The sequence below is a fragment of the Oscillatoria sp. CS-180 genome (assembly GCF_028330965.1).
GTDB lineage: Bacteria > Cyanobacteriota > Cyanobacteriia > Phormidesmidales > Phormidesmidaceae > Halomicronema.
This window is the reverse complement of record NZ_JAQMUB010000026.1, coordinates 13,897-28,983: the sequence shown is the minus strand read 5'-3', so window position 1 is coordinate 28,983 and position 15,087 is coordinate 13,897. Positions and strand designations below refer to the sequence as shown.

The 15,087-nt window shown below is 48.0% G+C and carries 14 protein-coding genes; 6 read left to right on the top strand and 8 right to left on the bottom strand.

Going from position 1 to position 15,087, the window contains the following annotated elements; translation table 11 throughout:
• Nucleotides 1–102 precede the first annotated feature (102 nt).
• The 4 genes from PN498_RS04990 to PN498_RS04975 all read left to right on the top strand — a co-directional run bounded on the left by PN498_RS04990 (nucleotide 103) and on the right by PN498_RS04975 (nucleotide 4,567).
• On the top strand, nucleotides 103–561 hold the full coding sequence (locus PN498_RS04990; RefSeq protein ID WP_272061607.1) for a response regulator: 459 nt from the start codon (nucleotides 103–105) through the stop codon (nucleotides 559–561).
• A 494-nt stretch (nucleotides 562–1,055) separates the two neighbouring features.
• The gene (locus tag PN498_RS04985; RefSeq protein ID WP_272061606.1) at nucleotides 1,056–2,672 is read left to right on the top strand and encodes a hybrid sensor histidine kinase/response regulator; all 1,617 of its coding nucleotides are present in this window, start codon (nucleotides 1,056–1,058) and stop codon (nucleotides 2,670–2,672) included.
• A gap of 177 nt (nucleotides 2,673–2,849) precedes the next feature.
• Nucleotides 2,850–3,527: a Uma2 family endonuclease gene (locus PN498_RS04980; RefSeq protein ID WP_272061605.1), complete on the top strand. Its 678-nt coding sequence runs from the start codon at nucleotides 2,850–2,852 to the stop codon at nucleotides 3,525–3,527.
• 137 nt (nucleotides 3,528–3,664) lie between these two features.
• Nucleotides 3,665–4,567: a D-hexose-6-phosphate mutarotase gene (locus PN498_RS04975; protein ID WP_272061604.1), complete on the top strand. Its 903-nt coding sequence runs from the start codon at nucleotides 3,665–3,667 to the stop codon at nucleotides 4,565–4,567.
• 76 nt (nucleotides 4,568–4,643) lie between these two features.
• On the opposite strand, the gene PN498_RS04970 is transcribed toward PN498_RS04975, so the two are convergent.
• Nucleotides 4,644–5,093: a cupin domain-containing protein gene (locus tag PN498_RS04970; RefSeq protein WP_272061603.1), complete on the bottom strand. Its 450-nt coding sequence runs from the start codon at nucleotides 5,091–5,093 to the stop codon at nucleotides 4,644–4,646.
• Nucleotides 5,094–5,718: 625 nt separating this feature from the next.
• On the opposite strand from PN498_RS04970, the gene PN498_RS04965 reads away from it, so the two are divergent.
• Nucleotides 5,719–5,880 (top strand): hypothetical protein, encoded by a 162-nt coding sequence (locus PN498_RS04965; RefSeq protein ID WP_272061602.1) that lies wholly within the window; start codon nucleotides 5,719–5,721, stop codon nucleotides 5,878–5,880.
• Nucleotide 5,881: 1 nt separating this feature from the next.
• Here the strand turns inward: PN498_RS04965 and PN498_RS04960 are convergent, their stop codons facing one another.
• From PN498_RS04960 to PN498_RS04940, 5 genes are all read right to left on the bottom strand, one after another.
• Complete coding sequence (locus PN498_RS04960) at nucleotides 5,882–6,622, bottom strand: endonuclease III domain-containing protein (protein ID WP_272061601.1); 741 nt, start codon at nucleotides 6,620–6,622, stop codon at nucleotides 5,882–5,884.
• 61 nt (nucleotides 6,623–6,683) lie between these two features.
• Complete coding sequence (locus PN498_RS04955) at nucleotides 6,684–7,142, bottom strand: UPF0158 family protein (protein WP_272061599.1); 459 nt, start codon at nucleotides 7,140–7,142, stop codon at nucleotides 6,684–6,686.
• Between the two features lie 55 nt (nucleotides 7,143–7,197).
• The gene (gene argC / locus PN498_RS04950) at nucleotides 7,198–8,250 is read right to left on the bottom strand and encodes an N-acetyl-gamma-glutamyl-phosphate reductase (protein WP_272061597.1); all 1,053 of its coding nucleotides are present in this window, start codon (nucleotides 8,248–8,250) and stop codon (nucleotides 7,198–7,200) included.
• A gap of 280 nt (nucleotides 8,251–8,530) precedes the next feature.
• Entirely contained in the window at nucleotides 8,531–9,502 is a 972-nt protein-coding gene (locus PN498_RS04945; protein ID WP_272061596.1) for a branched-chain amino acid ABC transporter permease, read from the bottom strand.
• A complete protein-coding gene (locus PN498_RS04940; protein WP_272061594.1) occupies nucleotides 9,503–10,360 on the bottom strand; it encodes a branched-chain amino acid ABC transporter permease in 858 nt (285 codons plus the stop codon).
• A gap of 354 nt (nucleotides 10,361–10,714) precedes the next feature.
• Here PN498_RS04940 and PN498_RS04935 point away from each other — a divergent pair, with 354 nt between their 5' ends.
• Nucleotides 10,715–11,653 carry a c-type heme family protein gene (locus tag PN498_RS04935; RefSeq protein WP_272061593.1) on the top strand — a complete coding sequence of 313 codons (939 nt, stop codon included), beginning with the start codon at nucleotides 10,715–10,717 and terminating at the stop codon, nucleotides 11,651–11,653.
• Here the strand turns inward: PN498_RS04935 and PN498_RS04930 are convergent.
• Together PN498_RS04930 and PN498_RS04925 are read right to left on the bottom strand one after the other, a co-directional pair.
• Nucleotides 11,645–13,744 carry a protein kinase domain-containing protein gene (locus PN498_RS04930; RefSeq protein ID WP_272061592.1) on the bottom strand — a complete coding sequence of 700 codons (2,100 nt, stop codon included), beginning with the start codon at nucleotides 13,742–13,744 and terminating at the stop codon, nucleotides 11,645–11,647. The genes PN498_RS04935 and PN498_RS04930 overlap by 9 nt on opposite strands.
• Nucleotides 13,745–14,015: 271 nt before the next feature.
• Nucleotides 14,016–14,897, bottom strand: a complete 882-nt coding sequence (locus PN498_RS04925) for a phosphate/phosphite/phosphonate ABC transporter substrate-binding protein (protein WP_272061591.1) — start codon at nucleotides 14,895–14,897, stop codon at nucleotides 14,016–14,018.
• Nucleotides 14,898–15,087: the final 190 nt, after the last annotated feature.

The following is a 15,087-nucleotide window of genomic DNA, read 5'->3' as shown; positions in this document are numbered from 1 at the left end:
ATTACCAGCCTAGATGGCTAAAGCTACAAACCCGGCATAGCCCTCACCTTCACCGTTTTAGGCTATGCTGAGGGCCTAATAAAAATTAACTTTTGATAACTTATGGCGAAGAATAACCCAACTCCTTTGCTGGTCGTCGAAGACAGTGATGCTGATTTTGAGGTCTTACAGATTTTCATAGAAGACATGGCGGTTGCAAATCCTATTTACCGCTGTAAAACCGGGGATAAAGCACTGGGTTTTCTTCGGCAAAACGATAATGCTCAAAGTGAGGGGGAAGCTGTTCGGCCTTCTATTATTTTGCTGGATCTTAATCTACCTGGAGTTGATGGGCGTGAAGTTTTGGAGCACCTCAAGCAGGACGAGCAGCTTAGAGAAATCCCAATTGTTGTTTTCACGACTTCCTCTGATCCTAAAGACATAAAGTTCTGCTATCAAAAAGGAGCAAATGGCTATTTAATCAAGCCTGCTAACACTGAAAAATTTGAACGCAAAGTGCAGGCATTTGTTGAATACTGGTTGACTGAAAACGTTTCACCCATTTGGGATGAGGTTGGCTAGGACAATCTCTAATAAGCTCTTAATCCTTAGCTAAGTCGTCAAATATACATCACAGCAGCGTTAGGATAATTCGATTGAATTGAAATAGATAGTGCAGTCTCAATCTCATACTATTTCAGCAATATCTATTACTAATGGATGCAAGGACTAAGGCTTGAGTACTTGCTACAAAGTTAAGGTACACTCCTTTATCCAGTACTGTTCTGAAATCGTTTCAGAGAGTGGATAGTTCTTAAAGAGGATTGTTTTTTGTCTGACCTAAACTTGCATTCTTGGCTAAATGTCTTCATAGGAATGCAGACGTTTTTATGGATCACCAGTAAAAGACTGGTTGCTGGCCGTTGAATCAAGGAGAGCAGTTCGCAGTTCGCGAACCTGAATATTAATTTATGTATACCGATAATTAAATTTTGCTTAGATTTTAAAGCGTGATGACATTCTAGGTAAAGACGTTTTCCTTAACGGATTCTTGCTGCATCCTTCTCTGTCAACTTATGCCAACGGCTCATACGCTACTTATTGTTGATGATTGTGCAGAGGATCGGGAGATCTATCGTGAGTACCTTTCTTGTGATCCTCATTGCTCCTATGAATTCCTAGAGGCCCCGCTAGCAGAGGTAGGACTAGACCTGTTTAATGAGCAGCGATGTGATGCCGTTCTGCTTGACTTTTGGATGCCTGATATGACGGGGTTGGAGTTTTTAGGTGAACTTCAAACACATCAGCTCAAAGGTCGTCCTCCTATCATTATGTTGACGGGGCAAGGAAACGAAGCCATTGCCGTGAAGGCGATGAAGCAAGGTATCCAAGACTATTTAGTGAAACAGCATCTTCAGCCAGAAGTCTTGCAACTGGCAGTTCGCAACGTTATCCAACAGTCCCATTTACACTCTCTCCTCAATAAAACTCGCGAACGGCAGCGACTCATTGCGATGACGGCCTTGAGAATTCGACAGTCTCTGGATGTTGATCAAGTTCTCTCTACTGTGGTTGCAGAAGTGCAGCATCTTTTGGAGTGTAGTCACGTTGCAGTTTATCAATGCTGCCCTGACCACCACATTGAGATTAGAGCTGAACTAGGAACTCGCTGCACCAAGCCTGTCTTAGGGCCGGATGGTTCTCTATCCACACTGGTTTGCTCCCGCCGTCAAGACTATATTAGTGGTGCTGCGTCTGGTTCAAACGGCGATCTAATTGCTCCGATCGCTATCACCCCCAGAGAGTCACAAAGCTGTTTATGGGGATACCTGATTGCGCATCAGTGCCCTCAGGAAACACCTTGGGATCCTGAGGAGCAAGCCATCGTCAACGAATTAGCAGTGCAGCTTGCGATCGCGATTCAGCAGGCTGAGCTTCTGGCCCAAACCCAAATGGCTCTCGAAAAGGCCCAGGACCTCAACCACTTCAAATCTCAGATCATCGCGACGGTCTCTCATGAGTATCGAACGCCACTGGCAACTATTCTCGCTTCCGCATCAACCCTTGAACGTCAAGGTAATGGCCTCAATCCGTCACAGCAAAAACGATTTTTGCAAATGATTCAGGACAAGGCAAGGTCGATGGCTAAACTTGTCGACGACATGCTGGTGATGCATCAGTGCGAGCTAAATCAGGCGAAGTTTGAGCCTTCCCCCATGAACCTATTGCAATTTCTTGCTGATTTTGTAGAGGAGCATCGCGAAACGGCTGGGGAGAAGTATGAGTTTGTTTTCAAAATCGTAGGTAAGACCAATGGCTTTTGGGGGGATCAAGGCCTGTTGCGAATCGCGATTGACAATATTCTGACCAATGCCGTGAAGTATTCACCAAACGGTGGAACCATCGAGCTTTTGCTGAGGGGTGAAGATACTTTTGTTCTGCTCTCTATTCAAGATCAGGGTATTGGCATCCCCGTAGCGGATCAAACTAGCCTGTTTCAATCGTTTAGCCGGGCTAGTAACGTCGATACCATTTCTGGAACGGGTTTGGGACTGAGCATTGCAAAAGCCTGTATTGAACTGCATAGCGGTGACATTTCCTTGGAAAGCAAGGAAGGGGAAGGGACCCGAGTCTTGGTAAAACTACCAAAGCAGCCCAACTCATCAAGAAACCTTTACCACCCTCAGAGCTAAGACGGTTTCTTGAATGACGTCTGTTCGATGTGGTGTGGATACGGTACTGGTAGGACGATCTGCCCCCTTATATTCCGAACCTCTTGTGTTCCGCCAGCGTTGTGCAGACAACGCTGGCATAGTAGAGGTAATGAATCTCGCTAAAATACGGCTATCTTCAGACGAGGGGATTACTCAATGGTTCAAACACCTGTCGAATCCCAGGTTTTATATCCTGATTCAGACGGCAAGCCAATGGCTGAGAATACGCTTCAATATCAATGGATTGTCCGTTTGGTCAGTAATCTCAAGAGTCTACTCAAGGGGCAGACAGCCTTTGTTGCGGGTGACTTGCTGTGGTATCCCGTTAAAGTAGCCGCGCCGCCTGTGCCCTCCCAAGCGCCAGACGCAATGGTAGCGCTGGGTCGCCCTGCTGGAGACCGGGGTAGCTACAAGCAGTGGCAGGAAGATAATGTTGCCCCCCAAGTTGTTTTTGAAATTCTTTCTCCTAGTAACAGTACTACCGAGATGCTGTCTAAGCAGGCGTTTTACAGCAGGTACGGTGTCTTAGAAATGTTTTTCTACGACCCAGATTCCTATGACTTTTGGGGATTGGTGCGGGCAAACTCAGAGGAAGAGTTCACGCCTGTCATGCCAATAGATTTTCCTTGGACATCTCCGACCCTGGGAATTCGTTTTGAGATGTTTGACGATGGGCTGGCTGTCTTCTATCCCAATGGTGAGCGGTTTAAGGATCCTGATGAGCTGAGAGAAGAGCGTGACCAAGCTCAACGGGAACGTGATCAAATTCAACAGGAACGCGATCGCGCCTTTGAAAAATTACGTGAATTGGGCATTGATCCTAACCAGCTGTAGTGGAATGGTTAGCCCCAACACGAAGGATATGTAAGCTAAAACACTCTGCTCAAACCAACCTAAGCCTTAACCGATATTCTGAACAAGGGAGCGGTAAATTGAGTAGGTAATCCTGGAGCGGATAGGAGGTTAGGCAGATGGACTTGGCACAGCTAAACAACACACACGGTATTTCTGGACAGGTTGAGTTTATTGCAGGCAAGGGTGACTTTCCCTACATCAAGGTGACTAATGCTAAAGCAACTGCGCTGATTTCTGTTTATGGCGGCCAAATACTCTCATTTCAACCTCAGAGCGCATCCCACGACCTCCTGTTTGTGAGTGAGAACGCTTATTACAAATCAGGCAAGGCTATCAAAGGCGGTGTTCCGGTTTGCTGGCCTTGGTTTGGTCCCGATCCGGAGGGCAAAGGTCGTCCCAGTCATGGTTTGGCTCGCAACCGTCTTTGGCAAGTTTTAAGTACAGAAGCACTGCCGAGTGGTGAAACTAAAGTTATTCTCGGTTTCAGCGATACGGAAGAGACTCGTGAATTATGGCCCAATGCTTTTGAGCTAGCCATTGAAATAACCATTGGCGATGTACTGGCGATCGCCCTAGTTACCAAAAATACAGGTGAGCAGCCCTTTGACATCACGCAAGCCCTGCATACCTATTTCACCATTGGCGACATTACGCAAGTCAAAGTCTTCGGTTTAGACGGCACGACCTACATTGACAAAGTGGATGAAGGTAAAGTGAAACCTCAATCGGGTGCTATTGAGGTCACTTCTGAGGTCGATCGCATTTATCAGGGAGTTCCTAGTGAATTAGTCGTAGAGGATGCTGCCCTTGATCGCCGCATTCAGATTACCTCTACTGGCAACAAGACAGCAGTTGTGTGGAATCCTTGGACAGAGATTTCTGTCAAGATGGCTGATTTGCAAGACGACGATTACACTCGCTTCATTTGTGTGGAAACTACGAATGCAGCGGAGGACGTGGTAACGGTTCCTGCTGGCAGCGAGTATCGCTTGGACGTAACGTATGCAATCGCAGCGTAGCCACTCAGCGATCAGGTCCATCATCGAGTTATCTGGGGAGTGTGTCGGAGAGCGTAAAAGCAACCTCCGGTCAGTATCATGGTGCGATGTCCTCATAGACGCGGCGATCGCCTACCCGATATAGGCGCTTACCTTGATTGGGATACTCCACCACGTCATAATCCAAGTCCAATCCCCCCATCAAATACACCAAGTCCTCTTGGTAGGGATTATGCATACTGTGGGCTAAACCATCAGCGGCAAACCCCATAAAGTCCCCTGCTTGAATCTCGAACTGCTCGTCTCCAATGGTGGCAACGCCACGTCCTGACACGATATAGAGAAATTCTTCTTCCCCTCGATGTCGATGGTGTTCGGTTGAATCATGACCTGATGTGATTCGCACGAGGTGAACGCCCAAATGTAAACAGCCTGTTAGGGCTGATAGCGATTTTGTGTGGCGGATGGCATTGCTATTTAAGGGATGCACAAAAACATGCTCGGGCAGAGTAGTGATGTCTTGGGTGGTGATCAGTGGATGAGACATGAGAAGAACAGCAAAAGCGATGAGCTATTTTCTTTTGCGATCGCAGAATTAGCAAGCTGAGTGTTGTTAAACCGCGTCAACATCGGCAATCGTAGTTTTGCTCAGATTCGAACTCTTGGCTCAACTCCTCTTGGTGCATGCATTTTAAGCAGGTGATAGCAATTCTATGAATTCCCGTTGTCTAGATGGATGTGGTTTGCTGATAGCTTTAGAAATGAATGAATTTTAAGTTCTCAGTTTTGAGTTTTGAATGATTGAGTCATCGGCGAATCCAAAGTTCAAAGTTGATACTTAAATCAGTTCCCGTTCCTTAGCCATCTAGGGTCTACGACGCTATGGGTTGGAAGGGACATCGTTTGGTTAAACACTGTCTTGTCGAACACAACTTGTCGTATGGCTTTGTTACAAAAGACCCCAATCTATAGAAGGGATAAGCCATCATATATGGATTAAGCAGGATTATCGATAGCTTTAAAGGCGATCGCCCTATTAGGTAGGTAAGACAAATGGTTTTTGTCTTCTCCCGTCTAGCGTTATCAACAGTTCCCTAATTCCCCCAACCGTAAGATAGGCGTTCCGTCCAGCGAGTCTCAGCTGTGGTTGCATCCTGCATTTTGTAAGAACCATGAAAGCGTTAGCCACTCATCAAAAGCAGCTTCACGAGCGCGTATCCTTACAAACGGAAAACGAAGCACTCAAAGCTGAAAATACTCGACTCAGAGCAGAGATCAAGCGACTCAAGCGCGTTATTCGTCAGCTGGAGTTTATGGTCAGACGGCACTGGTAGTTTACACAGATCCAAGTTGCCTTTCATCCGTTATTTTGTCTAGCGCTGCCTTTCGGTAGTTGCATAGCTGGGCGATGACACAGCGATCGCACGCCGGATTTCGGTAGTAGCAACATTTCTGCCCATGCAGCATCATGACTTCGTGGTGATCGTAGACCTGCTGTGCATTCCAGTTTTCTGGCAGCAGTGACTCCAATGCTTGATGAGAGGGACCCACAGCCACCTTTGTGGAAATGAGTCCGACGCGCTGGGCCACCCGATGATGGTGACTGTCTACAGGGAGTGCTTTCAGGCGCAATCGACTGAAACAGAGCACTGCTGCACTAGTTTTTGGACCGACTCCCGGTAAAGCCTCTAGCCAGGCCCGCGCATCTGTCACGGACATTGCTTGGAGAAACTCTAACGACCATTCCCCTCCTGTCTTTTCACCGATCAGCCGTAGTACCTGCTGGATGCGGGGTGCTTTCTGTTCAGGCCAAGTACAGGGAGCGATCGCCTGTTCGATCTCTGCCGTAGGTGCATCGCAGACCATTTCCCAGGTTGGAAATCGAGCTACCAATTGCTTGAATGCCTTTCCAGAATCGTGATTGCGTGTACGATGCGATAGCAGTGATGACACTAATTCACTTAATGGATCGAGGGAATGAAAATAGTCGATGGGACAACCATATTCAACGCAGAGCAGGTTGTGAAGCGCGATCGCCTTTTGTTGCAGTTGAGGATCAGTAAGCAGAGGTTTCAAGGGCCGCCTGAGAATGCACCGTCTATGCTGACAAAATAATGGCTACACAATGAATTTTCATCTACTCAGCGGCACAGTTCTCCACTTCAATGCCGTTGACCTCAAGCCAGTCAAAAATGCGCTGCCTCAATTGCTGTTGCTTAAAGGCAAACCAGCGTTCTCTTTCCGGTTCACCAATGAGCACATTTTTGAAACGACGAAAAGCTCCTGAACCGTCGATCGCAATCTCCAATTTATCTTTAAGGATAGGGTTCTCTAACGTGTTGATAAATGCCTCCATGTCGCGATAGCCTTCCCTTGAATCCGCCATTGGAATCGGTAGGAACCGACTACTATCAGACAAATCAAAGGTTTCTTCATCGAAATCACCTTCGCCAACCAAGATGCCTGAAGGAAAATCTGAAGACTCCATTGCAATCTGCCCAGTTTTTACATCGAGATAGAACGATATTTCGCCGCTGGTATTCTCAAAACCTTCTTCCAACATTTCTAGGTCAATTGGAACCTTAACTGTGCTCATGGTGACTGCACCTCCCAACGCAACAAATCCAAGTGTTCTCTCACCGTTGAAGAAATTAGGGATAGACGCTTTGGAACGGTAAACCGACTTGTTCATCTAGCCCATTCATTAAGTTAAAGCATTGGACGGCTTGAGCTGCCTGTCCTTTCATGAGGTTGTCGATCGCCGACATCACGATCACCCTGCCAGTGCGCGCATCGACCTCCACCCCTAGATAGCAGCGATTGGTTCCCCAGGCCCATTTTGTTTGGGGATAAGTTCCGGTTGGCATGACGGTGATCCACGGAGACCGTCGATAAAACGCAGAATAGATAGTGTGAAGGTCCTCTCTAACAAGACCTGGATCCCGCAAGTTGGCATACACGGTGGAAAGAATGCCGCGCACCATGGGAACTAGATGAGGTGTGAACTGCACGATCACTTCGCGCCCAGCCAGTTGAGAGCAAATTTGTTCAATCTCTGGCGTGTGACGATGTTTAGCAACGCCGTAGGCCGCGAGAGAATTGTCTGCCTCAGCTAGCAGCAAGTGCTCTTTAGTTTGTCGCCCTCCGCCTGAGGTGCCGGATTTGGCATCAATAATGATGCTGTCAGGCTGAGCTAGCCCTTGTTTAAGTAACGGCGCGATCGCCAATAGGCTTGCTGTTGGATAGCAACCAGGACATCCGACTAGCGTTGCTGCTAGCACAGTGTCTGGGAACAGCTCAGGCAAGCCATAGATGGCCTTTTGGCTGGTGTCGCTATCGGTGCGATCGCCCCCATACCAAGCTTGATAGGTCTTTAAATCGGCAAAACGATAGTCTGCCGAGAGATCCAACACCTTGCAGCCTCGATTCAGCAACTCAGGTGCTAACGTGCAGGCAATACCATTGGGCAGTGAAAGAAACACTACATCACAACGATTCGCCATTTGATCGATGTCTACCGCTTCAACAACTAAAGAGACCGTTAGATGCGGATAAATGTCGTTATAGGTCTTTCCAGCGCTACTACGACCGCCTAAATACGTAATTTGAGCAAAGGGATGTTCGCTCAGTAACCTGACTAATTGAACGCCTCCGTAGCCGGAAGCGCCAACGATACCCACACGAATTTGTTCAGACTCGCCCATGATTAACTTCTAGCCGGTGTGCTTCTGTTCTTTGGGAACAAGAACAACGGTAGATAACCTTGTCCTAATAGACTTTATTTGTGACAGAACTTCATTCTAAATCCCAAATTTGCGGTCTTTTGTTCTTACCGACAAACAAGAATCCTTATTGATAGGACTTACGCACGGCCCCTTTGCATCCCCCAATTTTGGGGGACGTTGCATCCGGCTTCCTCATATTTGGGGATTAAGGGGCCAAAGCCGGATGCAACTGCGTAAGTCCTGATTGATTGACATAAGGTTAATCGTTTATACGATAGCTTCCTTTGGCGCCTTTTTGAGTCCTCTTAGGTCTTGGTGGTTGTTCCGGGATTAATCCCTCTGGACGCAGAAGCAAAATGATCTGCAGCAGCACGCCAATCAAGAGCAATCGTAGGGCACTGGCACGGGCCAACCAGGCTGCTGGAAGCAAGTTGGTAATCAACTCCGTGCCGGACCAGATGCCCCAGATGACGAAGGCACCGACGATCGCCCCACGGGTGTTACCGCTGCCCCCAGCAATTAGCATGACCCAGACAATAAAGGTCGTAAATTCGGGCTGAAAGGCTTCAGGGCTAATAAAGCCAACGAAATGAGCATAGAGTGCTCCTGCAAGGCCCATAATCATCGAACCGAGCACAAAGCCTTGTAAGCGAAAACCGATGACGTTCTTGCCCGCCGCTGAGGTCGCCGGTTCGTCTTCCCGAATGGCCCGTAACACTCGTCCCCAGGGTGATCGATAGGCGCGATCGCTGGCCCAAAAGACAAGGGTCAGCACAAGCAACACAATCAAAAGCATCATCCAAGGACTGGATACAAGCCAGTCGAGCGGTTTGGGAATCGCGGCGATGCCTCGGACACCATTGGTTAGCCAACCCTCGTTTTTGAGAATCAACCGGACAATTTCGGCAATCCCAATGGTGGCGATCGCCAGATAATCCGACCTCAATGGCAGGGTAATCAGTCCGACTAAAAACGCCAAGACACCGGAGATTGCCATGGCAATGAGAATGCCGATAATGACAGGCGCATTGAACCCACCAACAAAAGCATCGTTAGGGGCAACCGTTACTAAGGTACTCGCGTAGGCCCCAATCGAGAAAAAAGCGCCAATGCCGATGTTGAGCATACCCGCGTATCCCCATTGGATGTTTAATCCCAAAACGAGAATGGCATAAATGCCTGCCAACGTTAGAAAAAAGATGCCGTAGGTTATCAATCCCGAAAAGCTCAATTATCGTCCTCCTACTAGTCCTGTGGGTTTAACAATCAGCATTACGATCAGAATGGCGAATGCTACTGCTGATTTGTACGCCGGAGAGACTATGAGCGTGGAGAGTTCTGATGCCAGTCCGATAACAAGGCCGCCTGCGATCGCGCCATAGGGACTACCAATTCCGCCCAAAATGGTGGCTGCAAAAATAGGCAGCAGAATTCGCCAACCCATGACGGGTGAAACCTGGGTGTCGAGGCCCAGAAATATTCCTGCTGCACAGGCCGTAATGGATCCCAAAACCCAGGTCCACAACACAACTCGCTCGGTGTTGATACCGCTGATCTTTGCCAAGTCAGCATTATCAGCCATAGCCCGCATAGCCTTGCCGGTTTTGGTTCGCTGTAGGAAAAGAGACAGCCCAATGACCAGTAGAATTGTGCCCACTACAACTGTTAGCTGATCGGGCTTGAGGTTCAATCCTCCGATCTGCCACGGCTGCTGAATTCCCTGGCGGTAGACAAGCTGATCGGATCCCCAAATGATCTGAATCAAGCTGCGAAGAATGAGAGCAATTCCGAAAGACGAAATCAGCAAAATGACTGGGGGACGCCGCCGGAGGTGACGGAAAACTAGACTATCAACGACGATGGCAACGCCTGCTGTCAGCAGACTAGCCAGCACCAAACTGACCCAAAAAGGAGTACCAACCTGCCTGGTCAGAACAAACCCGAGATAAGCGCCGACGGTCATCAGGTCGCCGTGAGCAAAATTGGCAAATCTGAGGATGCCGAAGGTCAAGGATACGCCAACGGCTCCTAGGGACAAAATGCATCCCAAAACAATGCCATAAATAACGAGCTGTAAAAAATCAATCACGAAATTGATAAAAAGCTACCGCTGTTATTAAACGCTATTGGTTCAGTTTTGGGAAAGTTTAAAGGACCAGAAAATCGACTCGGCTAGTGAGTGAAGAAATGTTTCGTTGATGCGATCGCACAAGGTCTAGAAAAACTTTCACTAATTTTTAGAACTCTATGCGTAAATACTGACATGCTTGTAAGCATATAAATCTAAATGATTTGCTCAGGGTGCATTAAACGAGAATTTCGAAGATTCTAATGATTCCTGCGATCGCTTCAGGGATTCTATGAACAACTATCAAAAGGTTTTTTCGAAATCTTGATGCCGGGACTGGTTTAAAAATAAAAACCCTGAAACAAATCGTTCATTATGGTTAAGCTAAAAAATCTTCAGTTAGGACAAAAATTTACATTGCTGCTGGTGCTGGTTTTTCTGGGTGGCGTTCTTGTCAGCAGCCTTGCGCTTTCTTCTGTATTGAATAGAAGTGCCCAAACTCAACTGACGTCTAAAGCACTAATGCTGATGGAAACGATGAACTCCATCCGCAGCTACACCAATGATCACGTTAATCCTGAGATTGCCGATCGCCTTGAGGTCGAGTTCTTGCCTGAGAGCGTTCCAGCTTATTCGGCTCGTGAAGTCTTTGAAACGTTTCGTCTGAATTCCACCTATGCTGATTTCTTCTACAAAGAGGCAGCGCTAAACCCAACCAACCTGCGTGATAAAGCCGATAACTTTGAAACGGCATTGGTCAATCAGTTCCGGCGATCGCCCGACAGAGCCAGAGAGATTAACGGTTTTAGAAATACACCCGGCGGCGACCTGTTCTATATCGCTCGTCCTATCCAGATTAAAGAACAGAGCTGTTTAGAGTGCCACAGCACGCCTCAAGCGGCTCCTGCCAGCATGATTGAGCGCTATGGTGCCGCCAATGGATTTGGGTGGGAACTGAACGAAATTGTTGGAGCGCAAATGATCTCTGTTCCAGCTGAGAAGGTATTTAAAGACGCTCGACAGTCTTTGGTCCTCATTCTGGGTATTTTCGTGATTGCTTTTGCGATCGCGATCCTATTGGTTAATCTCTGGCTCAAACGCTTCGTCGTTCGACCGCTGAACCGTATGGCTCAGGTTGCCGAAGCAGTTAGCTTAGGGGATACAGACGCGGAGTTTGTTCAGGATACCAAAGATGAAGTCGGCCAGTTAGCTGAAGCCTTTAACCGGATGCGAATGAGCCTCAAAATGGCGATGCATCGGTTGGAACGATATCGCGAAATCAGGCGCAGTTCTTCTAACAATCTGTCACAGTAGTCGTTGTTGAAATTCCTGAGCTGTATGGGCATCAGGAATTTCAGCAGCCAGCTGCCGGACTAGCGCTTGCGGTCCTAAATTAGGATGATCGGCCAATACTTCTTCAATCAGGAGATCGGCCATTGGGCCAATGCATTGAGTTAAAACTTTGCGGCAACGGGCCACAAATTCGGGACTGACGGTCACCTTTGGCTCCTCCTGAGACCAGTTGGAAGTGCCAAAGCTGGGTTGGGCGTTGGTTGAACCGACTTTGCTAACCTCTTCAGATGACTGCGGACGAGTCTCTTGAGCCGTAGACATCGCGGGAGGCAAGTGAATGCTGCTAACAAACTGTTCGGCCTGCTTGCCATCAGATAGCTGCGATGCCAAAATTCTTACCAATTCTTCGGGGCTAGCGTTGGGATGTTGATCTAGCACATCTTCCATCACCAAACTTGCCATCGGCCCAATACAGCGTGTTAACTCTTGCCGACACTGAGACAGAAACGCTTCGTCCTGTAGTGTTGTTGCCTCCCCAGTTTGAACAGGCGAACTGAAGACAGGGGCTGCATTCGGATCCGGCGACAGATCAATCTGTGTCGCTGTTAGGTAGGAGTGTGGTAAGGGAGAACTAATGTCATCACTCTCAAGCAGCGGAAAGATAGCTTCTAAAACCTCTTTAGCGGTTTGATATCGTTCTCTGGGTTGGCGCCGGGTGAGCTTGATCAGCACAGACTTGAAGGCATGGCTGATGAAGACGTATTTCTGCCATTGCCACTCTAAAGAATCGCGATCTAGCAGGTCACGGGGATAACGCCCTGTAATTAACACGATAGCGGTGATGCCCAAGGCGTAGAGGTCGCTACAGGGAAAACACTTGCCAAGTTGAATTTGTTCTGGTGGAGAATATCCAAACTTACCCACCATGGTTCCTGATTCAGGCATGTCGTCTACGTCCTCTTCGCTGGACAACACATCACTCATCGCATCATTGACAAGGCCAAAGTCGATTAGGATAGGCAACTCGCGATCGTGGGAATACATCACGTTGTCAGGCGAAATATCACGATGCACAATACTGAAATCATGAAGATATTCCAGGACTTGAAGCATGTGCACGAGCCAGCGCTTCACCTCTAATTCAGTAAATGTCTGACCGTTACGCTTACGCTCTTTCAGAAGCTGTGAATAGGTCACCCCGTCAATGAACTCTTGCACGATGAACAGACGCTGTTCTTGGGTAAATCCTGCTAGAAATTTGGGGACTTGTGGGTGATTGATTTGATAAAGCGTTTTAGCTTCTCGCTTGAATAGGTCGAGGGCTTTTTGCAGCGATCGCTTAGATGTATTCGTAGGAAAAAACTCTTTTAGAACACACTTCTCACCGAACCGCTGGGAATCCTCTACCAAATACGAACGGCCAAATCCACCTTGCCCTAAGACTCGCTGCACGACATAGCGACCTCCTATTTTGCTGCTAGGGGGCAATTTTTCTCGCGAACCCCCTAGCCGTGGAGAATTGTCTTCCGGTTTTCCGTCGGGAACATCAACAGGTTTTGGCGGAGGGGGAAGGTCAGGATCGATATGGTAAGCAGGTTGAGGGTCATGAATGTTCTTCAGCTTTAATGGTCCTGCAAAGGTCGCATTGAGCGTGAGTCTTGCTTTAACAACGTCATATACCAGTTGTGAAATGCAGATCCCGCCTGGACGAGCTTCTGTTTGCAAACGAGCTGCAATATTGACACCGTTGCCCATGACGTCGGAGTTTCTGAAAAAAACATCTCCCAAATGGACGCCAATGCGATGTCGCAACGTTTTGCGAGGATCGTGATCGCCGTGAGAACGAGCCAACTGCCGCTGTACTTCCAAACTACAGCTGACAGCTTGAACCGCGCTTACAAAACAGAGCAACAGACCATCGCCAGTTGACTTAACGACTCGGCCTTCGAACTGCTGGCACAGCTTTTCGATCAGGCGCAGGTCCTGTTGGATCAGGCTTAAGGTGTGTTCTTCGTCAAGCGCCATACGAGCACTGAAGCCTACTGCGTCCGTCAAAACGATCGCTGCAAGCATTCTTTGACCTTGAGAATTGTCAGAGATGTCGTGATTCATGGCGGGAGAAGCCAGAACAAGCTTTAGCAAATAGGGATGGTGAGGACTGGATAAACGCTTCGTCCCTGATTCTGCCCTCTATCAATACTGTAGGATGCATTGACTATCTTTTTCCAGTCTAAGCAGCCTCACGATTAGTCGACGAGTTTATAAAAAAGGATCAGAAATATAGCTTTAGCCATCTAGGCGTATGCACTCAATAGCATCCAGGTGCTGAGCGCACAGTCGGATGACTCACCATCTTGTCATAACTGAGTTGGCGACGGCTACACTATTCGTCACTTTTCTCAAGGATCAGAATAGCGGGCTGTTCTTTGACTCTCTCTTCTAAAGGCTGGACCTTTTGCACCAGTTGAATCAGCTGATCAAATTTTGGAACAGGTGAATTAGCAATGTAGCCTGCATCCGACATGATACTGGCTGGGGCGGCTTTCATCGCTTCTTCAATTAACCGCTGCTGGTTGCGCTCAACTTTAGGGCTAATCAAAACAGCTCCACCAGTCGTTATCCGGCTTTGATGTAGGACTCGAAACCGGGTGCTGCTGAAGCTGTTACGATGACGCTGAAAATCTTGTTCAGACAAAGCTCCAGCCGCGATTTCATTGTTTTCTAGCCACTCCAAAACGGTTTTAGGGGTAGGCGCAAATCGAACCTCTGCTAACGTCAGGCCGTATAGGTCGTACAAGGGCAGGTAATAACCTGTTGCGGACCCCGGCTCTCCTAGCGCAATTACAGTATCGGTCAAATCATTTAGATCTTCCAAGGGACTGTCTTCTTTAACCACGAGGACAGAGCGCTGATTGGGGGTTCCCTGTAGTGGGAAGAGGGGAACATATTGAGCTTCAGCAATGGCGATCGCTGCTAGTCCAGCAGGTGCCAAAACAATCTCCCAGGCTTGAGCCTGAATTTGCTCGACGGCTCGAATTTCGTTAAAGACGGGTTCTAGTTCGACAGTCGCTTTTAGGGCTTCTTCAAGATACTGACGAAATGGGTTGTATGGCTCAATAGAGGCATCGTAGACTACAAGCCCAACGGTCAAGCGAGTGTAATTCGCTGAAGGGGTTGAGACGCGATCGCAGCCGCCGATATGGAGCAGCAAAACGAGGCAAAACCCCAAACACAAAAGAGCAAATAATCGGCGCAATCGCTGCATGGGGAGTCCCGTCAACAATGAACAGTTAGCTAAAGCCCCTTATCTTCAAAGGGTCTTGATTTGAGGATAAGTCAACACGGCTAAAAAAATTTTGAAAACGTTGCCCTCCCTGATAAGACCAAAAGTAGACGGCTAAGGCAGAAATAGACTCACCATTCAAAACACCGGGAAAGATTATCCCTTAGTTTTG